Consider the following 20,217-nt stretch of genomic DNA (forward strand, 5'->3'; position numbering starts at 1 on the left):
CGGGGGCACAAGTTGGTTTGAACTGAAATCACCCGCCCGAAATATTGTCGAGATGGGCTGCGTTATGCAAGCGATACGACAGACGAAGAGCGGGCGATGATCGCCCCATATATGCCCTGCAAGAACCGTCGCGGCCGGCCCCGAGTGGCGGCGATGCGGAGATTGGTGAATGCGATCTCATTTCGCTGAGAGCCGATCCAGGAAGAACTTGAGTCATCAGATGAGTTGGTTGTGATTCCCTTTCTCGGAGCAATTCGAGACAAGGAGCCCCCGATGTGGAAGCCTGAACACCGTTTGACGGCCGAGCGGCGCAACCTTCGGTATCCCAATGATTCGAGTGATGCGGAGTGGGTGCTTGTTGCTCCGATGATCCCGCCGGCGCGACGAGGCGGACGCCGCCGTTCGGTCGATGTACGCGGGGTGTAAAACGCGATCTTCTATGTGCTGTCGACCGGCTGCCAATGGAAGGCGATGCCGAAAGATCTGCCGCTCATGTCAATCGGCGCCGAAGTTTGACCCCGTATTGGCGTCCAAATTTGACCCCTTTGATCGACGGGGTTTAGCGGTAGCGCTCGGTCCGTCGGAGCTGGCCGGGATTGCGGAGACGGAGCGAGCGCGGGTTGTTTGATCATCGTCGCGGCTTTTGAAGCGCCAGCTGTCGTTGCCGGTTTCGACGATGTCGCAGTGGTGGGTCAGACGATCGAGCAGCGCGGTGGTCATCTTGGCGTCGCCGAACACGCTGGGCCATTCGCCGAAGGCGAGATTGGTGGTGACGACGATGGAGGTGCGCTCGTAGAGCCGGCTGACGAGATGGAACAGAAGTTGTCCGCCGGATTGGGCAAATGGCAGGTAGCCGAGTTCGTCGAGGACGATGAAGTCCATTCGGGTCAGATGCTCGGCGATACGACCCTGGCGTCCGTTGCGGGTCTCGATCTCGAGACGATTGACGAGGTCGACGACGTTGTAGAAGCGCCCGCGGGCACCGGATCGAATGCAGCTTCGGGCGATGGCGATGGCCAGATGGGTCTTGCCGGTGCCGGCACCGCCGACCAGAACGGCATTGCGTTGCTGGGCGATGAAGCCACCGCCGGCGAGATCATTGACCAGCGTCTGGTTGATAGGGGTGCCCTCGAACTGGAAGCCATCGAGATCCTTGGCGAGCGGCAGCTTGGCGATAGTGAGCTGGTATTTGATCGAACGCGCCTGCTTCTCGTTGATCTCGGCATTGAGCAGGTCGCCGACAATGCGTTGCGGTTCGTGCTGGCGCTTGACGGCGGTCGCCATGATCTCGTCGAAGGCGGCCTTCATGCCATAGAGCTTGAGTTCGCTCATGAGGTCGAAGAGTTGAGTGCGTTCCATCAGACCGGTCTCCTGAGGTTGTCGTAACGGGCACAGTCAGCGATCGGCGCATAACGCAAGGTCAGTGCCGCCAGGGTGAGGATGTTGGCTGGTGGCGCCGGCTCACGCTGGCGGGCGAGGATGTTGAGAACGACATCGGCGGAATGGACACCGTGGGCGATTGCCTCGGCGCAAGCCGCCTCGACTGCCGACAGTCCGTCGGTCAGCACCGCGTTGAGGATGTCGACCATCTGCCGATTGGCCGACGGAATGACCGTCCGATTCGTCAAGGACCGTTTGCACGCGGTCGCGGTGTTCGAGGCCAAGAGTGGCGTCGCCTCTGCGCGGGGTCTCGGCGCGAAGTTCATCGCCCTGACGGAGAAGGACAAGGTGGCGTTACTGACCGAAGCGAAGGAATCCATCAAAGATCTGGAAGATCGTGCGCGGATCAATGGCCTGCCTCCTCCGACGGCGACGGTCGAGGAGCAGATGAAGCGAATAAAGCAGACCCAGCAGGGGGGACAGATTCGAAGCGACGTCGAGCGTCTTTCGGAGCTGAAAATCTGGACAAACGGCCGGGAACTGCCGGTCGATCTGGCGGTCGGCCCGCGGTCGACGAAATGGCTCTAACTATCTCGCAAACTCAGGCTATCGAAGCTAATCTCATCGTGCTTTAGGGCGCTGCAAGCTTCGACATCTCGGCAATGACCGTCTTGGCCGCATCGACCAGTTCGGGCGCCTTGATATCCATGCCCATCATTTCGACGTTTATGGTTTGGAGCGTTGCAGACGGTCTACGGCTGGTTTCGGGAGTTGGCGCGGCGCTTTCTCTTCCAGACGGTTCACGACGTGGTTCTGATGCTGGATCGCGAACTGGCCGGACGCGAGACGAGCCCCTCCGGGGCGGTGATCGACAGCCCGCAAAACCTCCATCAACCGATTTTCAAAATGGCCTCTAAGTCGATAGGAACAAATTCGAGTTACCCAGCAAGAGATCACGCCGGTTTGTTGTCGTGTTGTCAGCCGTGGGATAATTATGGCGAGCTAATGTCAGCGGGAGCTTGTCTCGACCGCCTAGGCAAGCGCACGTCCTCCCGCTGAAAATCAGGTAATGGGAGGAAAACATGGCATCCCATGCATCTCGTCGCTATGGCCTATCGCGCCGCGACGTCATCAAGACCGCTGTGGGTGCGGCCGCCACCGTCGGCCCATTCTTCCATGTTGCGCCGGCTCGTGCGGCCAAGACGCTGAAGATCCTGCAGTGGAGCCACTTCGTCCCCGGCTACGACAAGTGGTTCAACAACACCTACATCAAGGAATGGGGCGCCCAGCATGGCACCGAAGTGGTCGTCGACAACATCAACCTCGGCCTGATCCCTTCGCGTGCGGCAGCGGAAGTATCGGCGCAGAAGGGGCATGACCTCGTGATGTTCCTCGCCCCGCCTTCGGTTTACGAAGAGCAGGTCGTCGACATGAAGGATGTCTACGACGCGTGCGAGAAAAAGTACGGCAAGCCGATCGATCTCGCCGTAAAGAGTACCTACAACCCCAAGACCCGGAAGTACTTCGCGTTCTCCGACAGCTTCGTCCCCGATCCTGTCAACTACCGCTCGGATCTTTGGGGCGACGTCGGCATGAAGCCCGATAGCTGGGACAATGTCCGCATCGGCGGCAAGAAGATCAAGGACAAGACCGGAATCCCGGTCGGCATCGGCCTCTCCGCCGAGCTCGACACCGCGATGGCAATGCGCGCGATCATGTATTCATTCGGCGCGCACGAGCAGGACGTCGATGGCAATCTCGCGATCAATTCCAAGGAAACCCTCGAAGCCCTCAAATTCGTCAAAGCGCTGTTCGAGGAAACGGAAACGCCCGAAGTTTTCGCGTGGGATCCGTCGTCGAACAATCGGCAGATGCTCGCCGGCAGGTCATCTCTGGTGCTGAACGCGATTTCGGTCACGCGCACGGGCGAAAACGACAAGATGCCGATCCACGAGAAGATTGCGCTCGCCAAGCCGCCGAAAGGCTCGGTTCGGCAGATCGGCCTTGAGCACGTGATGGATTGCTACGTGATCTGGAAATTCTCCGAAAACATTGACGGCGCAAAAATGTTCCTGGTCGACTACATCGACAACTTCAAGCAGGGCTTCATGGCCAGCGAGTATTACAACTTCCCCTGCTTCTCGAAGACCGTTCCCGACCTGGCACAGATCATCTCCAGGGATTCCAAGGCCGTGCCGCCGGACAAGTACGCGGTGCTTTCGGACGTGCTCGATTGGGCAACTAACGTCGGCTATCCCGGCTACTCCAACGCCGCGATCGACGAAACTTTCAACACCTGGGCGATCAATACCATGTTCGCAGAAGCTGCCGCGGGCGCCGAAACTCCGGAGAACGCTCTCAAGCGGGCGGAAGCCAAGATGAAGGCGATCTGGGCCAAATGGAAAGATCGAAAGATGATTTGATCGTCTCGCCGCGCATTGACGACGGGAACTCGGGATTCTGAGTCTCCCTCGGACCATGTTTGGGCCGAAGCCATTCTAGCGAACGGATTCGCAGATTGAAGCAATCGAGACTCACTGATGGCCATTGTGGAAACCCGGCGCATCACCAAGCTTTTCGATAGGGTTCGCGCCGTCGACGGCATCAACCTCATCGCCAAGGAAGGCGAATTTTTAGTTTTGCTCGGCCCATCGGGCTGCGGCAAGACGACGTTGATGCGCCTGATCGCCGGCCTCGAGCGGCCGACCTCGGGCGATATCGTGATTGACGGAGACGTCGTGACCGAGTTGCCACCGCGCGCACGCAATATCGCCATGGTATTCCAAAGCTATGCGCTCTATCCGCACCTCACCGTCGAAAAGAACATCTCGTTTCCGCTGCGTGCGGTCGGCATGCCGAGGGATGCGATCCGCAAGAAAGTTGCTTGGGCGGCGCAGATGTTCAGCATTCAAGGCTTCCTTGATCGAAAGCCGCGTCAGTTGTCGGGCGGTGAACGCCAGCGCGTCGCGCTTGCGCGCGCGGTGGTGCGCGAGCCGGTGGTATTTCTTCTCGACGAACCTCTCTCGAATCTCGACGCCAAGCTGCGCAATTCCGCGCGGGATGAACTGAAGCGATTTCAGCGCAGCCTGGGTACCACCACCATCTACGTCACTCACGATCAGGCCGAGGCGATGGGTTTGGGCGATCGCATCGCCGTTCTCAACCAGGGCCGTGTCCGCCAGATCGGTACCCCGCATGAAATCTATGGCCATCCGGCAGATATCTTTGCCGCCACTTTCATTGGATCGCCACCGATGAACATGATCGAGGACGGCAAGACCTGGATCGGATTCCGGCCAGAGGCATTCCTGCCGAAAGAGGTTGAACCTGACGGCGACAACGTGGATTTTGCGTTCCGCATCACCCGCATCGAGTACCTCGGCGCCGAGCGCCTGGTCTATGGCCTGATCGATGGTCGAACGCCCGAGACGCGTTTGATCTCGAAGATCCCAACGAACATTCGCACGCACATCGATGCCGGACACGTCTACGACTTCACCGTGCGGCGGCAGGATATCGCGCGCTTTGAGCGCGAAGGCGGCAAGCGCGTGAACGGAGGCGCCGCATGACCTCCACGACCACAGGAGTTGCCGGCAAAACCCGCGTCCGGATTAGCGCCCTGTCACGTTTCGCCGACAACGATCGCTGGCTGTGGCGCGCCATGCTGGCACCCGCGATCCTCTACATCGTTCTTCTGGTCGGGTTTCCTTTCCTGCTCTCGCTCTACTACAGCGTGTCGAGTGTGACAGTCGCCAGCCAGGACATGCATTTTGTAGGTCTGGAAAATTTCCGGCGCATCGTGGAGAGCAGCACGTTCTGGCTTTCGCTGCAGAATACGATTGTCATCACAGCCGTTTCTCAGTTCTTCGTCCTCGTGTTCGCCAACATTTTGGCGGCGGCGCTTATTGTTGATTTCCGCGGCAGATGGTTGGTGCGGTTTTTGATCCTGCTGCCGTGGGTGGCGCCGATCTCGCTTGGCAGCATCGGCTGGCTTTGGATCTTCGATTCGATCTATAGCGTCATCAACTGGACCGCGCGCGCGGTCGGTCTGCTTGGGCCCAACGAATGGCCGATCTGGCTTGGCGAACCGACTCTGGCAAGGGCATCGATCATCATCGTCAACGTATGGCGCATCCTGCCGCTGGCGACCATCATTATCCTCGCCGGCCTGTCGTCGATTCCGCGGGATATTCATGACGCGGCGGAGGTGGATGGCGCTGGCTTCTGGCGTCACCAATTCCAGATCACGATGCCGCTGATTCTGCCGATCACGCTGGTGGCGCTGTTGTTCGGCATCATCTTTACGTTCACCGACATGATTGTGGTGTTCGTGCTGACGCGCGGAGGTCCCTACGACACCACACAGGTTATCGCCAGTTGGGCCTATTTTACAGGAATTCAAGGTGGTGATCTGGCGGGAGGAGCGGCCATCTCGCTGTTCCTCTTCCCCGTCCTCGCCGGCGTTGCAATCCTGTTCCTGTGGTTGGCCGGACGCACCGAGGTCACGTAGGATGGCCCCTGAATTTGCCCGCGCGCGACATATTGCTGACAAGGCCGCTCACGCCGCCGTGCTCGTTTTCTTTGTGACCTTTCTCGCCTTTCCCTTCTACTGGATGATGATCACCACCTTCAAAACCAACCAGGATCTGTACAATACTCAAAACAATCCGTACCTGTTCAACAGCCCGCCGACGCTCCGGCACCTCTCGGTGCTGTTCGAAGATACCCAATATCTGCAATGGCTTTTGAATACGGGCTTCGTCGGAGTGGTCGTCGTCATCATCACGCTCTTGCTCGCCGTCCCGGCAGGCTACGCGCTCGCGCGCATGACTGGCGCCTGGGCGCAAACCTTGGGCGTGGCGATATTCCTCACCTATCTGGTGCCGCCGACGATTCTATTTATCCCGTTCTCGCGCATCATCGCGATGCTGGGATTGCAGGATTCGGTGTGGTCGCTCATCCTCGTTTATCCGAGCTTCACGGTGCCGTTTTGCACGTGGCTACTGATGGGCTTCTTCAAGGCGATCCCCCGTGATCTTGAGGAGGCGGCCATGATCGACGGGCTGAGCCGTTTTGGCGCATTCGTCAAGGTTGTGGTGCCGATTTCGATCGCGGGGATGCTGACCGCGGTTATTTTTGCCTTCACCTTGGTGACGCAAGAATTTGTCTATGGCGTCACGTTCATCACCGCATCGTCGAGCTATACGGTGAGTGTCGGCGTGCCGACCTTTCTTGTACGAGGCGATGTCTACTTCTGGGGCTCGATGATGGCAGCCTGCCTGATTGCGAGCGTCCCAATCGCGATTATCTATAATTTCTTCGTCACCCGCTTTGTGACCGACTTTACTATGGGCGCTATTAAGTAACGCCTACAAAATGGCTTGACGCCAGCGGCTGACGGATAACAGAAGGGACGGTCTTTCCTAAAGAGAGGTGCCATCCTTACAGGAGGACGCGACAGCGCAGGCGCGCAAGCGATCCTCGATGCGATCCGCAAACGCTGGCCGTGGGTGAAACATCTGTTCGCCGACGCCGCCTACGACCGACTGAAACTGATGGACAAAGCCGTCTATCTGCAGTTCGTACTCGAAATTATCCGACGCCGCGACGGGCAGAAGGGCTTCGAAGTCCTGTCGCGTCGCTGGGTCGTCGAACGGACTTTCGGCTGGATGATCCGCTGGCGCCGGCTCGTGCGTGATTACGAACGTCGCATCGATGTCTCAACCGCCATGATCCATATCTCATCGGCGGCGTCCTCATCCGCAGAAACGCTCATCCCTGATTTTCCAAACAGGCTCTTAGACGGGTCATGTCCCAACAACCATGCTGGAAAGGCAATGGACGTCGCATGGGATTTGAGGTGGCGTGGCGGTATATTGATAATAAGACGCTTGCAGGCGCCCCGTCTGACGTCTTCCAGCTTTGCCGCCATTACCTCGATATACCAGTTTGATAGAAATCTGGTCGAAGATTTTAATTGTAAAAACGATCGGTGAATAAAGACACAAAGGTCGTGACGCAGCAGCTCTGCGTGCATTTTGTCTGGTGAGGGGGCCACTTTATTCCGCGGCTGTTCGCCAATCCGGCCGGCGCGGTAGGTAAGATCGGGGCTGTCAGCCAAAGGGTATTAAGGCCGGCAGCCCCATTGCCGGAGACACTACTAACCAGCCTCTAAAGTATATCTGAGGAGAAGCCATATGAGTTATTGTCATTTTGGCGACGCTGCTATGCGTCTGCGTCTTATGCCAGGTCCAAACACGGGCACGACAATTACCGGCCTGAACCCGGCAATCAGTCGGCTGCTCCGATCCGGTCATGAGGCCGTGCGATCTGCAGATCGTTCGATTTTCGGCAGGCCGTTGCGATATCAGCAGGTTCAGCACAAAAGTGCAGGTGGTGCAGGTCAGGCGCAAACCTGCAGATCGTGCAGGCGCGAGACGGATAAGTCCCGGTCTCCGCCGCGTCATGGCCGAAGGGGCGGGGAGGGTGGACGGAGGGGTCCCGCCAGCTGTCCGCGGCGATACTGCGGTTGCGGCGCGTCGCTCTATTTGTCGGCAAGATCATCCCGCATCACGTCGGCCATTGGCACGGTTGGCTCCGCGACGGCGTATGGGAGGGCTGCTGATGATCCTCCACGCCGCCATCCTGATCTCGGGCCGCCGTGGCGTTGGTCGTCGTGGCTGGCTGTGGCCCATACGGCCCGACCGAGGCCGACATGGCAGGATGCGCGGTGCGCGGCGGGGGGCCGCCTATCTCAAGTCGTGAGGTGGCGAACTGTGCTGTTGAGCGGGCGGAGAATGAGCAGCGGCGCCGGACGAGATCGCTCTCGGTTTGCGATAGCTCAAGAACGATCGCCTTCAGCCATGCCAGACTTAATCGCCCGGCAACCTGCCCGGCTCGGCCCCATCAGGGCCTGTTTCTCCACAACTTGCCGCCGGTGTCCTTCGGGATGCTGGCGGCTTTTTTCGTTTTAGCGGTCTCTCGCCATCTTGCAAAAAAGCCGACCGGGCAGCTGACGGGCCTAAGACATCGACAGCCGGCCGTTCGTGATGTGGTACTGTCAGCGTAAAAGTCCGAGGCTGGCCGCCACAATAAATCCTACCGCGACGAGGACTGCTATAAGTCCAAAACCACCTGCGAAAAGGAACAGATTGTCAGTCGGTCCCTGGGGCATTGGGTCTTCCCTGTCTTCATCCATGATGATCCTTACATGGTGGCGCCAACAATGTTCCTTGCGTCAGCCAGGGCCCACATACCGGCACAGCATCCGGCATCAACGCGAAATAGCGCGATGTGTTCCCAAGTCGGCATGAACGTCCTTCCACAAAACCCGCCGGACAGGGGAGCAACAGCGGGCCAATTCGGGTCCTGGGATCGGGGTTTCTATCGATTTTACAATCCGAACATTCTTGGAACCTGCGCGCTTTCTCTCTGTTGGATTGTAGAAGGGAGAGACGACGTGAGACTTGCCCTGTTAATAATCCTAGGCGTCGGAACATTGGTTGGTGCCAGCACACTCATGATGGCCCAAAACGGTGCCTATTGCTTACAGGGAGGAAAATGGGGCTACCCCGGCAACTGCCAATTTTCGACTTATGAACAATGCATAGCAACGGCGTTAGGGACTGAATCGTCGTGCGGCAGGAATCCGCGCGTTCGATAGCGTGGAGATAGCGATCTTGGGCATTCGGCAAGGGAGCCCAGCGAAATGCGCACCGCTCGTTATAAGGAGAGGGGTGACATGAAAAGCGAAACGAAAATTAACACCGTCATGGCAGCAATTCTAACCGTGGCAACGTTTATCAGCGTCAGCGCGCTGGTATCGGCGGTTCAAAAGGCGGGCAACGGGACGACCTTACCAGCAGTGGATGAAACCAACCCCAAGAACTGACGACCCACGAAGAACTTCAGACCTTTGTTTTGACGGCGTCGCTCCGGCCGGCGGGGTTTTTATCTGACTAGCCGGACCACATCAAAAGTCAGCACGATCAGTTGCGCGCCGCCGTATATCAAGAACGCCAAATAGAATTGCGGCTGGCTGCCGTCTGCTGCGGAGGCTAACGCTCCCGCGACTATGACAATTATAGCGCTCACGGCATTGACGAATACGGCCTTGCCGATTGTGTCCGGCCACCTCTTGGCAGCCAGCCGAACCAGCCGCGATATCGAGTAGGTCGCCACCAAAGCCACAACGATAAGAAAGAGCATCGATCCTCACAACTTGAATCCAGAATTGGTTGCAGACCTTAACAGCTTAGCGATCTCTTTCAAATTCCCGGTCGGGTCCTCGTCGCTGCTGAGCAGATAGGCCAGCCGCTTGTCGTTGTCTCGAGCGGCAAGCCCTGATCCTTCGCGACCCGTGCGAAGTCATCCACAGCCTTGTCATCGGCATAGCGAGACTTGGTGCGGCGGCGACCGAATTGGAGCAGCACGACGCATTCGCCTCGGCGAGGTACTCACGAGGCAATGTCATCTGGCGTCAGGCTCGCATAGAACCGCTCCCACGCGGTCTTAAACTCGGCTTCTTCCTGACCATCAGCAGAGCCGTTGCACCGTGGCGGGATCGGGAGCGCCACGTTGACGTTCCACGTCCAGACAGTGCCCTGCCATGATCTCTCATCGGCAAGCCTGAGCCAGCCGTAGCGGCTGCCTGAAACTTTTTGGGGACTCTCGAGTTGCTGAAAGAGGGTTATGATGCTGGATATTTTATTCCTTGCCATTGCGCGATAAAAGCCGACGGATTGCCGAAAGCGATATGCTAGACCGAGCGCTGGAATTTGACTGGTCCGCGACTGACCTTGGCCCGATCGACGACTGGCCGGAATCGTTGAAAGCTACAGCCAGACTTGTTTTCTCCGCATCGACTCCTCTCGCCATTCTTGCAGGACCGACCGGGGTCTTGATCTACAACGACGCGATCAAGACAATCTTCGGCGGAATCGGCGCCGATGGCCTTGGTCGGTCGGTGCTCGACGTCCTGCCCGACGCCTCTGATTTCTATCGTGAAATCATCGCTCTATGTGCGGCTGGAGAGGCACCCTCATTTCGTGATCGGATCCTCAAGATCGACCGCAATGGCGGCAGCGAAACCGCCTGGTTCGATCTCGACTTCACACCGGTGATCGAAGGTGACGGCACCCACAGCGCCGTACTGGTCCATGCGTTCGAAACAACCGAGAAGGTCCGCGCTCTGCGAGCTCTCCAGCGCTCGGAAGAGCAGCTGCAGCTGGCGCTCGACGCGTCGGGCATGATCGGCATCTGGGATTTCGACCTGACGACCGGCATGGTCATGGTCGATGACCGATTCATAAAGCTGTTCGGTATCGAGGGAGCGCGAAGTTCCGAGGGCACTCCGCTCGCGGCATTCACAGAGCGTATTGATATTGACGACCGCGATCGTGTCATCCGCGAAATCGATGCCGCGATCAAGACCGGCGCCGATTTCCGGTCGCAATATCGTGTGTCCGACAGTGCCGGCAAGATGCATTCGGTTCTCGCATCCGGTCGGGTGATCAATGATGCCGCAGGCAAACCCGTACGTTTCCCGGGAGTCGCGGTGGAAGTGACCGCACAGGTGGAGGCAAACGCTGCGCTTATCGCAAGCGAAGTGCGTTTCCGTACCCTTGCGGACACCATCCCGCAGATCATCTGGAGTTCCGACGGCGATGGACGACACGATTATTTCAGCAACAGATGGAACGAATTCACCGGGCTAAACCCTGCTGCCGACGCCGATATCTGGAAAGATCTCATTCACCCCGAAGATAGGGAGCGGGTCTTCGCCGTCTGGAGCAATTCGCGGGAGACCGGCAAACCCTATGAGATCGAATACCGCTTCCGTCACCATAGCGGCGTGTATCGGTGGCTTTTAGTCATGGCCCTACCACAGCGGAATGCGAACGGGCACATCAGCCGCTGGTTTGGCACGAGCACTGACATTCATGAAGTCAAGCTCATTGCTGTCGAGCGTGAAATCATCGCGCATGAACTCCATCATCGCATCAAGAATCTGTTTTCCATATTCGGCGCGCTGGTCAATCTGTCGGCGCGCTCTGCGCAGAACGTCGGAACCTACGCTACCGATTTGACCGGCCGGATCATGGCGCTCAGCAAGGCTCATGATTTCGTGCGGCCTACATCAGCGCTTTTGGCGGCGCAGACTCTCCAAGCGCTCGTGCAACGCCTTCTCAGTCCCTATGCGGGCGCGCATGGATCACGGCTGTTCTGTGAGGGAGAGGACGTCCCGCTCAGCGAGGGCGCCGCAACATCCTTCGCGCTGGTCTTTCATGAGCTTGCCACCAATGCTGCGAAATATGGCGCCCTTTCTGTCCCGGATGGCCACGTTCTACTCAAGACTCAGTTGGAGGGTGGCCGCTTGCAGACGACCTGGAAAGAAACAGGATCGACAGCGATCGATGGATCATCCACCTTGGGAGGCTTTGGGTCGAAGCTTCTCACGCTGATGGTGGAAGGGCAGATGCACGGCAAGGTCGAACGGCATTGGGAAGCTGATGGACTGAGGGTCGAGATCGATATTCCCGCCCAATCCATTGTACCCATACGATGACAGTGGTTGTGACGAAAGCCCAAGTGAGCGGTGACATGCATCACCCATCGGCCGCCCCGGGCGATCCACAAATGCCGGTACTTCTCCCAATCATCGACCAGAATATCTGAAAGCCTCAACGCAGGACGCTGCCAAGGTCAGCAAAAGCCATCGCAGCACCGCAGCTATCGGGCCGCAGCTATTCGACGCAGTGTTTCAGTAATTATCGCGTCACGGGTGACGTCTGACCTCACGCCAGGCCGCGCGCGGCTGCGGACTGGAGGACCTAGGGCCAATCGACATTCAGGATTCCCAAAGCGGCGGTCGCACCCTGGAGCTGGTCACGTATACGCCCGGCAATGGCGCGATAGATCGCTGCATGCGGACCGTTAAGTTCGCTCTCCACCACCGGATGACCCGAATCGGACGCGAATCGACATGTGAAGGATGATCTGGCCACACTGAATGTCGATTGGCCTAGCTCTCGGCATTGCGCCCTTTCAGGGCAGCGAGTGCCTGTCCGGCAATCGGGATGAATCGAGGTGGCCCTGCCTGTCCATGATCCGCGCGGAAGATTTCCGCATCGAAACAGGCCGTTATCGGCCTGTCCGGATTGACATCGCCGGGCTCCATGGCTTAGAAATCGCGCGTCCGGGCGGCTTGGCCGCGAGCCGGGAAGATCATGTTTTGCTGTTTTCGGCCTGTCGCATACGGCCTTTGGAAAATCAGGAACGTTCCCATGAAGGTCCGTAACTCGCTGAAATCGCTGCGTGCGCGTCATCGGGACAACCGTCTGGTCCGCCGCAAGGGCCGGGTCTATGTGATCAACAAGACCCAGCGCCGTTTCAAGGCTCGTCAGGGCTGATTCACGCGCATCGCGCCACAGTCGTCCGTAATCCGTCATCACAGCTCTTCGACGCGCCTGCGCTTTGCGGCGCGTTTCGTTGTATTTTTAGCGTTTCGCTTCTGACGGAATCAGAAGCGGGGCTCTATGATTTTGATTTGACGCGTTTTCTTCACGCAAACCGGTACCCACTTCGCTCGAAAACGCTATAGTATTTCGCTTGAGAAGCTCGCCTGATTGTCTGGACTTCGCGAATGCCACAGAGATTCCCCGCGATCGGGTGGTTTTGCCTCGCAATTCTGCTCGCCGTCGCTGGAGCCCTGATGCCTGCGGTCGCGTCCGCCCAGGCTCCGCCGCACAGCGGCCCGCAGCTTGCGCCGCCCGAGACCGCTCAGCCCAACGAGTTGCCGGAGCCGACCTCGAAGCTACCGGGAATCCCCAAGGATCAGGTCCGCGGACTCGATTTCCTGTTCGGCGCTCTCAAGGCCGCACCGGACGAGGAGAGCGCGAGCCATGTCGAAGCGCGGATCCTGGCGCTGTGGAGTCGGACTTCGAGCGACACGACGGTACTTTTGATGCAGCGGGTGAAGGTTGCGACGGACGCCCAACAGTTCGGCATTGCGCTCAAGTTGCTCGACGCGGTGTTGAATCTGCATCCCGATTACATCGAGGGATGGAGCCAGCGGGCGACACTGTACTACATGCGGAACGACTACCAGCGTTCGCTTGAGGACATCGAGCAGGTGTTGATCCGCGAGCCGCGCCACTTCGGGGCGCTCGCAGGTCTCGGCATGATCATGCAGGAGCTTGGCGACGACAGGCGCGCGCTCGATGCCTTCCGCAAGGCGCTCGCCGTCAATCCCCATCTCGCGAACGTGCGGGAGCTGGTCAAGACGCTGACCGAAAAGGTCGAGGGGCGCGATATCTGATATTTGCGGGTCCGCAGAGGAGGCCCGCGACCGCAGCGTGGTTTGGCGTAGTCTCGGCGCGCGTGTCAGCGCGCCGCGGTGCTGACTTTGGCCACGACCAATCTAGAGCCTTTCCGCTTCTACGGAACAGAAGCGAAGCGGGGCTCTGTGATTTTGATTTAACGCACGCGAACCGGTATCCATCCTCGGGTCAAGCCCGAGGACATGCTTCGCTCGAAAACGCTTTAATGCAATGTCTTGCCTTCGCGCGCCGCCGCGTAAAGCCGCTGCAGCTCATCCTCCAGCCGCTCGTTGACCATCAGCAGCGCCATCAGCGCGCCGCGAATGTCGCCGTCGCATGACGCCACGATCTCGTCGATCACGGCTTCGCCTGCTTCAAAACTCATCTGATACACTCCGGTTCAAGCCGCCTCACTCTCCAGCGAGAATATGAATAATTTCTGCGAGCCGATTCGTGTTCCTGTGGATAATGTGGATAAACAAGCCTGATTGGGGCGGAAGGCCGAAGCGCGCCGGGCCCAATCCCGGATGCTCGATGTTCTCGCTGGTATCGCGGTTCGAAAGAGGTTCGCGCGCTCCGCCTTATCTCATTGGTACGAAAGGTCTTTCTGATTTTATTCATGATCGTTGTCGTTATCGCCGCGACGCTGGCGGCTCTGGCGCTGATTACGCAGGCCGGCGTGCTTGTCCTCAACCGCATGCATTCAGCGGCAGGCAAAATAATCGGCGTCGCCGGGGCGCGAATTCACGTCGTGGACATCGGGCCGCGCGATAGCGATGTGCCGCCGGTCGTGATGATCCATGGCGCGAGTTCGAATCTGGAAACGATGCGCCTGCCGGTCGGGGACATGCTGGCGAAAAACCGTCGCGTCATCCTGATCGACCGGCCGGGTCATGGCTGGAGCAGCCGCGACCGGCTGTCGGATTCCACGCCCTCGGTTCAAGCTCGCATGATCGAGGAGGCGCTCGGCAAGCTCGGCGTGACCGGGGCTGTCCTCGTCGTGCATTCGTGGGCCGGCTCGCTCGGTTCGCTGATGGCGCTGAACTATCCGCAACGCGTCGCCGGTCTGGTGATGCTGGCGCCGGTCGCCTATCCGTGGCCGGGCGGGGTCGGCGCCTACAACAAAGTCGTCACCACACCGGTGATCGGACCGCTGCTGGCCTACACCATCACGTTGCCATTGGGGCTGGCACTGGTCCGGCCCGGAACGCGCAGCGTCTTCCTGCCGCAGGCCATGCCGCTCGATTACGTCAGGGCCGCCGCGATTGCGCTGGTGCTCAGGCCACGCGAGTTTCTTGCAAATGCGCGCGATCTCGTCATGCTCAAGGCGGCGGTCGCCGGGCAGGCGCCGCGTTACGCAGCCATCAAGGTTCCGACGGTCGTTATCCACGGGGATGCGGACGAGACCGTGTCGCTCGACATCCATTCGCGCCCGTTCGCCGCGGCGGTGCCCGGCGCGAATTTGATCGTGCTGCCCGGCGTCGGGCATATGGTGCAGAACGCGGTGCCGGGTCTGGTCGTCCGCGAGATCGAGCAGATGGCTGCCGCGCCGCAACGGCTTGTTGGCCGGCCCGAGCCGACAGGCGAACATCAGCGCCCTATGCGGCAGCTACCCTAGCCTAGTGTGAGCTTCTCTTCACGCGAACCGGTATCCATCCTCGGGTCAAGCCCGAGGACATGCTTCGCTCGAAAACGCTCTAAACGCCGGTTTCGCCGTTCGGACCGACGAAGGCGATGCGTGTCATGTTGGTCGCGCCGGGCGTGCCGAGCGGCACACCCGCCACGATGATGATGCGCTGGCCTGCCTTGGCAAATCCGTCGCGGAAAGCGATCGAGCCGGCGCGATCGACCATATCGTCCTGGTCGTGGGCGTCTTCCGCGACCACGCAATGCACGCCCCACACCACCGCCAGCTTGCGGCCGGTCGCGAGGTTCGGGGTGATGGCGACCACGGGCGGCTTCGGACGTTCGCGCGCCACACGCAGCGCCGTCGACCCGGAACTGGTCCAGCAGATGATTGCGGAGAGGTCGAGTGTTTCGGCGATCTGCCGGGCGGCGTCGGCGATGGCGTCGCCGACAGTGGGCTCCGGCTGGGGGCGCTGCGCGTTGAGCACGCCGCGATAGGTCGGGTCGCGCTCCACCTCTTCGCCGATCCGGTTCATGGTCGCGATGGCTTCGACCGGGTATTTTCCGGCCGCTGACTCGGCGGAGAGCATGATGGCGTCGGCGCCTTCGTAAACTGCGGTGGCGACGTCGGAGACTTCGGCGCGGGTCGGCACCGGCGACAGGATCATCGATTCCAGCATTTGCGTCGCGATCACGACCGGCTTGCCGGCGCGCCGCGCCAGCCGTGTCATCTGCTTCTGAAGACCGGGCACCTGTTCGAGCGGCAGTTCGACGCCGAGATCGCCGCGCGCGACCATCAGGGCATCCGCCATTTCGATGATTTCGGGCAGCCGGTCGATGGCCTGCGGTTTCTCGATCTTGGCCATCACCGAGGCGCGGCCACGGATCATCTTCTTGGCTTCGGCCACATCGTCGGCGCGCTGCACGAACGACAGCGCGATCCAGTCGACGCCGGCTTCCAGCGCCGCGTCGAGATCGGAACGGTCCTTCGGCGTCATCGCCGACATAGGCAAATCGGTATCGGGCAGGCTGACCCCCTTGCGGTCGGACATCCTGCCGCCGACGACGACGCGGGTCACGGCGCACCCGGGCGAGGTTTCCTCGGCGATCAGACGCACCTTGCCGTCGTCGAGCAGCAGCGTGTGACCGGGGCGCAGCGCCGCCAGGATTTCCGGGTGCGGAAGGTGAACCCGGGTCTTGTCCCCGGGGCTGTTGTCGGAATCCAGCACGAACGTGTCGCCATTGCTCAACTGGATGGGGCCATCGGCAAACGAGCCGATCCGGAGCTTGGGTCCCTGCAGGTCGACCAGGATGCCGATCGGGCGACCGTAGCTGCCCTCGACATTGCGGATCGTCGCCACCAGCTCGCGCATCTTGTCATGCGTGGTGTGGCTCATGTTGATGCGGAACACGTCGGCACCCGCCTCGAACAGGCGGCGGACCATGGCGCTGTCGGATGAAGCCGGTCCGAGCGTGGCGAGGATCTTAATACGGCGCAGACGTCTCATGGCTTGCGTCCGGGCAACGCATCTGGCGTCAGTCCTACGCCTGGAGGCGTTCCGCCCGCGGGATCGGGCAGACTCGGAACCGCGCCCGGCGCAGGCAACCCTGGCACGCGCTGCGGTCCGTGTTCGCCGGACTCCGTCAATTGCACGGTCCACGCGCGCTGGTCGCCGGTATCGATCTCGAAGAAGCCGGTGCGGTCGAAACCGCGCGCGAGGCAATTGTCGGTACCTCTGATGGTGAATTCTTTATCGCGCGAGCACATGAAAGCCTGTCCCGACCATTCGCCGCCATGGTCGTAATCTAGAGCATAAATATAATAATAACGTGCGATGAGCGTGCCGCGCAGCAGCGTTTCGCAGGCACGCGATGAGACGTTCCACCAGCCCTCGGTGGTCCAGCCCTCGGCGTCCTTGTAGCCGAGGGCGATGCCGACGCGGCCCGGCGTGTTGTTGCAGAGCCGGAAGTCCGCTGCCGCGGGCGCCGACCACAGACAGACGACGAGGATGCCGAGCGCAGGCAAGAGGCCCGCAGTGCTCACGCGCCGCGAGAACGGTGGAGGAAGGCATTGGTCTGATTTTGTCATTTAGCGGGGCAAATCGTTTCGCCGTGATTTCGCGTGACCGTCGCGGCCTGTCAACGGCTGGAACCGGCTTTTAACGCCAAGGTGCGTTTTTTCCAGCCTGCAAAATCCTATTTGCGCCGCGATATGGTAAAATCTATGACAAGTTCCAACTTAACCCTGTCCTGACAGGCGATGGTGAGATCGGCCCATGACTATTGATGACAAAACAAAAACGGAACTGGAAGCCGCGGTATTCCGGCGTCTGGTCGCGCATCTGCAATCCCGTAGCGATGTTCAGAATATCGACCTGATGAACCTCGCCGGCTTCTGCCGCAACTGCCTGTCGAACTGGCTCAAGGAGGCCGCCGACGCGAAAGGGGCCGTCATGACCAAGGACGACAGCCGCGAGGCGGTGTATGGCATGCCCTATGAGACCTGGAAGGCGCAACATCAGGGCGCGGCGACGCCGGACCAGCTCGCAGCGATGAAGAAGAGCCAAAGCGGTCACTGATCGTTTTGGGCGGGCTGTCGCCGCGCAGCCTGTGGGTCTGCTGTGGATGAGCGCGATGCCGCCTTGACGCCAGGCGCGCCGCTCGGGAGTGTCGGCCTTCAAGTGTGATGGGGCCTGCGCGTCCAAGCTCACATTCCATTATCATCGGTTGATTTCAGGAGTAGCAGGATGGCCACCGCTGTCGCCGCCAAGGAAGAGCCCGCGACCAGATTCGCGAAGGACCAGCTCAAGGCCATCATCGAGCGCATCGAGCGGCTCGAAGAAGAGAAGAAGACCCTTTCCGACGATATTCGCGACGTCTATGCCGAAGCCAAGGGCAATGGCTACGACGTCAAGGCGCTGCGGACGATCGTGCGGATGCGCAAGCAGGACGCCAACGAGCGTGCCGAGCAGGAAACGATCCTGGAGACCTACATGCAGGCGCTGGGAATGCTGTGAAGGGCGGTCTGATATCCCAACGCGTCAGGGCCGGGCATAGCCGTTCGAAAAACAGCGTCGGCTCCGCTTACCTGTGCGAAGAACGGCGTCGCTTCGCTCGCCTATGTCCCGGCGATCCACGTCTTTGATCTGAGTCCAAGGTTTAAGACGTGGATGCCCGGCACAATGGACCTGTGCTCGGGCCGGCAAGGGCCGGGCCCGAGTGCCGGGCATGACGGCTCAATTAGCGAGCGCCGTCGTGGTCAGGCTGGCGACAGCCGATCCGGTAAATCGATTGCAGACGATTCCCATCTGCGGATTGTCGGAGAAGGTCATTGTGATCGCCCGGTCCGGCTTTTCGAAATAGACCTGCATCAACGTCATGTCCTGGTCGCCGAGGGCCGTTGCCGACATCGTGCGGCTCGCGCTCGGGGCGAGGATCATCGCGCGCATCCAGACATCGCTGTCGCGCGTGGCCGCTGGCGCCAGTCGGCGCGAGGTGGACACGACCGTGCCCTGGCCCTGTGCGCCTTTGGCGACGACGGTGGTCACGCCGCCGACGGCCATCGGATTGCGCGCGGGGGCGGCGCGCCGGACGGGCGGGATCGATGCGGTCGCCGCGACGATTCGTGCGCGGCGGACGTCCTTCGCCGGTGGCGGCGCATAGGCCAGCGCCTGGAAGGTATCGGAGATGCTGGAGGTCGGTTGCGGGTCGGCTTTGGCGAGTGCCTGGCGGGCGCTGATCGCCGCGATCACCTGCTGCGGCGTGGCCTGCTTCGGGGCCGACGGGATTTCATCCCAGAAGCCGCGGGCATTGATGATGTCGGCCGGGGTCTGGGGTTTGCCGGACGCGGCCTGTTTCGTGGTGGGTTGTGCGGCCGGAACGGTCAGGACGTCAGCGGATGCGAGCCTGAAGGCCGCGGGCGGCTTCGCCCGGGGCAGCGGGACCGGGTCGGCCGACGCAGCCGGTGCTGCGGAGGCGACCGTGGTCTGGTTTGCCGGCCGTGCAGCCGGCGCGCCATCCGGTTCATCGTCCTCGTCGGCGGACTTGCCGCGGAATAGCGCCAGCAGGAAATTCGACGGCTTGCTGTTCACCGCCCCGTCTTCATCCGCGTTCTGGCCGCGCTTCTCGATGTCGGCCATCGCCAGTTGATAGCCGGGCAGGGGGTTGCCATCGGAGGGAATATGCACGGTGCGGCCGTTCGGGAAGACGCGCGCCAGCTGGTCGTGGGTCATGCGCGGCCAGTGCCGCACATGTCCGGTATCGAGGTGAACGAAGGGCGAGCCCGATTTGGGATAGAAGCCGACGCCGCCGCGTTGCAGGCGAAGTCCGGCGAAACGGATTTTTTCGAGCGGCACGCCGGGAATGAAGAAGTCCATTGCGTGGCCGAGCATGTGCTGGCTGAAGCGCGCGACGCCGGTGTGTTTGGAGCGGCGGCGAAGCATGGCATTGGTGGCGGGGGAGCGGTAGGCGGAGACGATGTTGATCGGCTGCCGGGCGTCGACATCGCGGTAGACCTCCCAGAGAATGTCGAAGAGGTGACGATCCATGGTGGTCTGCTCCTGGCTGCGCCAGTCGCGGAGAAAGTGATTGAGCTGTTTCAGCGCGGCTTCGTCGTAGCGGCCGTTGCGCTTGAAGGTGACGGTCAGGTCTTCGCTGGAATGGGTGTGATGAAACGACAGGGTGCGCGTTTCGTTGAGCGCGGCGGCATCATGCACCGATCCCGCGCCCGCCAGCAGCAGAAGCGACGACAGGCCGATGTGATAACCGGCGCGTGGAATCGACAACGATTTCAAAACGCGTGCAAAACCAGCAAGCACGTATGAGCCCACCCGGAGGACGATTTAGTCGAGGGACCCTTCCACGACCCCGTGTGGTGAAAGGGCTAAACTCA

The 20,217-nt window shown here is 60.4% G+C and carries 19 protein-coding genes and 5 pseudogenes; 17 read left to right on the forward strand and 7 right to left on the reverse strand.

Annotation, left to right across the window (positions count from 1 at the left end; all coding sequences use genetic code 11):
* Positions 1 to 27: 27 nt before the first annotated feature.
* Together NHAM_RS29240 and NHAM_RS26515 are read left to right on the forward strand one after the other, a co-directional pair.
* A pseudogene (locus NHAM_RS29240) lies at positions 28 to 183 on the forward strand (transposase); the annotation flags it as partial.
* 90 nt (positions 184 to 273) lie between these two features.
* Positions 274 to 489 (forward strand): annotated as a pseudogene (locus tag NHAM_RS26515) (transposase); the annotation flags it as partial.
* Between the two features lie 6 nt (positions 490 to 495).
* Here NHAM_RS26515 and istB read toward each other — a convergent pair.
* Both istB and NHAM_RS06145 read right to left on the reverse strand, forming a co-directional pair.
* The gene (istB, locus tag NHAM_RS06140; RefSeq protein ID WP_011509727.1) at positions 496 to 1,359 is read right to left on the reverse strand and encodes an IS21-like element helper ATPase IstB; all 864 of its coding nucleotides are present in this window, start codon (positions 1,357 to 1,359) and stop codon (positions 496 to 498) included.
* Positions 1,359 to 1,637, reverse strand: a pseudogene (locus NHAM_RS06145) (IS21 family transposase); the annotation flags it as partial. The pseudogene NHAM_RS06145 and the gene istB, both read right to left, overlap by 1 nt.
* Between NHAM_RS06145 and NHAM_RS06150 the strand changes: the two are divergent.
* The 9 genes and pseudogenes from NHAM_RS06150 (at position 1,609) to NHAM_RS06185 (ending at position 9,271) form a co-directional block, all read left to right on the forward strand.
* On the forward strand, positions 1,609 to 1,968 hold the full coding sequence (locus tag NHAM_RS06150) for a hypothetical protein (RefSeq protein WP_041357771.1): 360 nt from the start codon (positions 1,609 to 1,611) through the stop codon (positions 1,966 to 1,968). The pseudogene NHAM_RS06145 and the gene NHAM_RS06150 sit on opposite strands and share 29 nt — an antisense overlap.
* 144 nt (positions 1,969 to 2,112) lie before the next feature.
* Positions 2,113 to 2,253, forward strand: a pseudogene (locus tag NHAM_RS24685) (IS5/IS1182 family transposase); the annotation flags it as partial.
* Positions 2,254 to 2,462: 209 nt separating this feature from the next.
* A complete protein-coding gene (locus NHAM_RS06160; RefSeq protein WP_011509728.1) occupies positions 2,463 to 3,803 on the forward strand; it encodes an extracellular solute-binding protein in 1,341 nt (446 codons plus the stop codon).
* Between the two features lie 117 nt (positions 3,804 to 3,920).
* Positions 3,921 to 4,949, forward strand: coding sequence for an ABC transporter ATP-binding protein (locus NHAM_RS06165; protein ID WP_011509729.1), 1,029 nt, complete (start codon positions 3,921 to 3,923; stop codon positions 4,947 to 4,949).
* A complete protein-coding gene (locus NHAM_RS06170) occupies positions 4,946 to 5,890 on the forward strand; it encodes a carbohydrate ABC transporter permease (protein ID WP_011509730.1) in 945 nt (314 codons plus the stop codon). The genes NHAM_RS06165 and NHAM_RS06170 overlap by 4 nt, the downstream gene beginning before the upstream one ends.
* Before the next feature lies 1 nt (position 5,891).
* Positions 5,892 to 6,746 carry a carbohydrate ABC transporter permease gene (locus NHAM_RS06175; RefSeq protein WP_011509731.1) on the forward strand — a complete coding sequence of 285 codons (855 nt, stop codon included), beginning with the start codon at positions 5,892 to 5,894 and terminating at the stop codon, positions 6,744 to 6,746.
* Positions 6,747 to 6,836: 90 nt separating this feature from the next.
* Positions 6,837 to 7,162 (forward strand): annotated as a pseudogene (locus tag NHAM_RS06180) (transposase); the annotation flags it as partial.
* A 1,527-nt stretch (positions 7,163 to 8,689) separates the two neighbouring features.
* Positions 8,690 to 9,043 carry a DUF3551 domain-containing protein gene (locus tag NHAM_RS29245; protein ID WP_086008344.1) on the forward strand — a complete coding sequence of 118 codons (354 nt, stop codon included), beginning with the start codon at positions 8,690 to 8,692 and terminating at the stop codon, positions 9,041 to 9,043.
* A gap of 78 nt (positions 9,044 to 9,121) precedes the next feature.
* Entirely contained in the window at positions 9,122 to 9,271 is a 150-nt protein-coding gene (locus NHAM_RS06185; RefSeq protein ID WP_157043548.1) for a hypothetical protein, read from the forward strand.
* 59 nt (positions 9,272 to 9,330) lie between these two features.
* Here NHAM_RS06185 and NHAM_RS06190 read toward each other — a convergent pair whose 3' ends face one another.
* Positions 9,331 to 9,588, reverse strand: coding sequence for a hypothetical protein (locus tag NHAM_RS06190; protein WP_011509732.1), 258 nt, complete (start codon positions 9,586 to 9,588; stop codon positions 9,331 to 9,333).
* 547 nt (positions 9,589 to 10,135) lie between these two features.
* Here NHAM_RS06190 and NHAM_RS23950 point away from each other — a divergent pair.
* The 3 genes from NHAM_RS23950 to NHAM_RS06215 all read left to right on the forward strand — a co-directional run bounded on the left by NHAM_RS23950 (position 10,136) and on the right by NHAM_RS06215 (position 13,699).
* The gene (locus tag NHAM_RS23950; protein ID WP_011509734.1) at positions 10,136 to 11,947 is read left to right on the forward strand and encodes a sensor histidine kinase; all 1,812 of its coding nucleotides are present in this window, start codon (positions 10,136 to 10,138) and stop codon (positions 11,945 to 11,947) included.
* Between the two features lie 718 nt (positions 11,948 to 12,665).
* Positions 12,666 to 12,791 carry a type B 50S ribosomal protein L36 gene (ykgO, locus tag NHAM_RS06210; protein WP_011509735.1) on the forward strand — a complete coding sequence of 42 codons (126 nt, stop codon included), beginning with the start codon at positions 12,666 to 12,668 and terminating at the stop codon, positions 12,789 to 12,791.
* A 233-nt stretch (positions 12,792 to 13,024) separates the two neighbouring features.
* Positions 13,025 to 13,699, forward strand: coding sequence for a tetratricopeptide repeat protein (locus NHAM_RS06215; RefSeq protein ID WP_011509736.1), 675 nt, complete (start codon positions 13,025 to 13,027; stop codon positions 13,697 to 13,699).
* 224 nt (positions 13,700 to 13,923) lie between these two features.
* On the opposite strand, the gene NHAM_RS27500 is transcribed toward NHAM_RS06215, so the two are convergent.
* The gene (locus NHAM_RS27500; protein ID WP_011509737.1) at positions 13,924 to 14,085 is read right to left on the reverse strand and encodes a hypothetical protein; all 162 of its coding nucleotides are present in this window, start codon (positions 14,083 to 14,085) and stop codon (positions 13,924 to 13,926) included.
* A 234-nt stretch (positions 14,086 to 14,319) separates the two neighbouring features.
* On the opposite strand from NHAM_RS27500, the gene NHAM_RS06220 reads away from it, so the two are divergent.
* On the forward strand, positions 14,320 to 15,318 hold the full coding sequence (locus tag NHAM_RS06220) for an alpha/beta fold hydrolase (protein WP_041357776.1): 999 nt from the start codon (positions 14,320 to 14,322) through the stop codon (positions 15,316 to 15,318).
* 79 nt (positions 15,319 to 15,397) lie between these two features.
* Here the strand turns inward: NHAM_RS06220 and pyk are convergent, their stop codons facing one another.
* Entirely contained in the window at positions 15,398 to 16,834 is a 1,437-nt protein-coding gene (gene pyk / locus NHAM_RS06225) for a pyruvate kinase (RefSeq protein WP_011509739.1), read from the reverse strand.
* Positions 16,831 to 17,415 carry a DUF1036 domain-containing protein gene (locus NHAM_RS06230; RefSeq protein WP_011509740.1) on the reverse strand — a complete coding sequence of 195 codons (585 nt, stop codon included), beginning with the start codon at positions 17,413 to 17,415 and terminating at the stop codon, positions 16,831 to 16,833. Before NHAM_RS06230 ends, pyk begins: the two co-directional genes overlap by 4 nt.
* 187 nt (positions 17,416 to 17,602) lie before the next feature.
* Between NHAM_RS06230 and NHAM_RS06235 the strand changes: the two genes are divergently transcribed.
* Together NHAM_RS06235 and NHAM_RS06240 are read left to right on the forward strand one after the other, a co-directional pair.
* Entirely contained in the window at positions 17,603 to 17,905 is a 303-nt protein-coding gene (locus tag NHAM_RS06235; protein WP_011509741.1) for a DUF1244 domain-containing protein, read from the forward strand.
* A gap of 168 nt (positions 17,906 to 18,073) precedes the next feature.
* Positions 18,074 to 18,343, forward strand: a complete 270-nt coding sequence (locus NHAM_RS06240) for a DUF2312 domain-containing protein (RefSeq protein WP_011509742.1) — start codon at positions 18,074 to 18,076, stop codon at positions 18,341 to 18,343.
* 219 nt (positions 18,344 to 18,562) lie between these two features.
* Here the strand turns inward: NHAM_RS06240 and NHAM_RS06245 are convergent, their stop codons facing one another.
* A complete protein-coding gene (locus tag NHAM_RS06245; protein WP_011509743.1) occupies positions 18,563 to 20,143 on the reverse strand; it encodes a DUF882 domain-containing protein in 1,581 nt (526 codons plus the stop codon).
* Positions 20,144 to 20,217: the final 74 nt, after the last annotated feature.

The sequence above is a fragment of the Nitrobacter hamburgensis X14 genome, from assembly GCF_000013885.1.
GTDB classification, from domain to species: Bacteria; Pseudomonadota; Alphaproteobacteria; order Rhizobiales; family Xanthobacteraceae; genus Nitrobacter; species Nitrobacter hamburgensis.

Coding starts and splice junctions, on each gene's coding strand:
- istB (WP_011509727.1), bottom strand. CDS start 1,359: ATGGAACGCACTCAACTCTTCGACCTCATGAGCGAACTCAAGCTCTAT.
- NHAM_RS06150 (WP_041357771.1), top strand. CDS start 1,609: ATGACCGTCCGATTCGTCAAGGACCGTTTGCACGCGGTCGCGGTGTTC.
- NHAM_RS06160 (WP_011509728.1), top strand. CDS start 2,463: ATGGCATCCCATGCATCTCGTCGCTATGGCCTATCGCGCCGCGACGTC.
- NHAM_RS06165 (WP_011509729.1), top strand. CDS start 3,921: ATGGCCATTGTGGAAACCCGGCGCATCACCAAGCTTTTCGATAGGGTT.
- NHAM_RS06170 (WP_011509730.1), top strand. CDS start 4,946: ATGACCTCCACGACCACAGGAGTTGCCGGCAAAACCCGCGTCCGGATT.
- NHAM_RS06175 (WP_011509731.1), top strand. CDS start 5,892: ATGGCCCCTGAATTTGCCCGCGCGCGACATATTGCTGACAAGGCCGCT.
- NHAM_RS29245 (WP_086008344.1), top strand. CDS start 8,690: ATGAACGTCCTTCCACAAAACCCGCCGGACAGGGGAGCAACAGCGGGC.
- NHAM_RS06185 (WP_157043548.1), top strand. CDS start 9,122: ATGAAAAGCGAAACGAAAATTAACACCGTCATGGCAGCAATTCTAACC.
- NHAM_RS06190 (WP_011509732.1), bottom strand. CDS start 9,588: ATGCTCTTTCTTATCGTTGTGGCTTTGGTGGCGACCTACTCGATATCG.
- NHAM_RS23950 (WP_011509734.1), top strand. CDS start 10,136: ATGCTAGACCGAGCGCTGGAATTTGACTGGTCCGCGACTGACCTTGGC.
- ykgO (WP_011509735.1), top strand. CDS start 12,666: ATGAAGGTCCGTAACTCGCTGAAATCGCTGCGTGCGCGTCATCGGGAC.
- NHAM_RS06215 (WP_011509736.1), top strand. CDS start 13,025: ATGCCACAGAGATTCCCCGCGATCGGGTGGTTTTGCCTCGCAATTCTG.
- NHAM_RS27500 (WP_011509737.1), bottom strand. CDS start 14,085: ATGAGTTTTGAAGCAGGCGAAGCCGTGATCGACGAGATCGTGGCGTCA.
- NHAM_RS06220 (WP_041357776.1), top strand. CDS start 14,320: ATGATCGTTGTCGTTATCGCCGCGACGCTGGCGGCTCTGGCGCTGATT.
- pyk (WP_011509739.1), bottom strand. CDS start 16,834: ATGAGACGTCTGCGCCGTATTAAGATCCTCGCCACGCTCGGACCGGCT.
- NHAM_RS06230 (WP_011509740.1), bottom strand. CDS start 17,415: ATGACAAAATCAGACCAATGCCTTCCTCCACCGTTCTCGCGGCGCGTG.
- NHAM_RS06235 (WP_011509741.1), top strand. CDS start 17,603: ATGACTATTGATGACAAAACAAAAACGGAACTGGAAGCCGCGGTATTC.
- NHAM_RS06240 (WP_011509742.1), top strand. CDS start 18,074: ATGGCCACCGCTGTCGCCGCCAAGGAAGAGCCCGCGACCAGATTCGCG.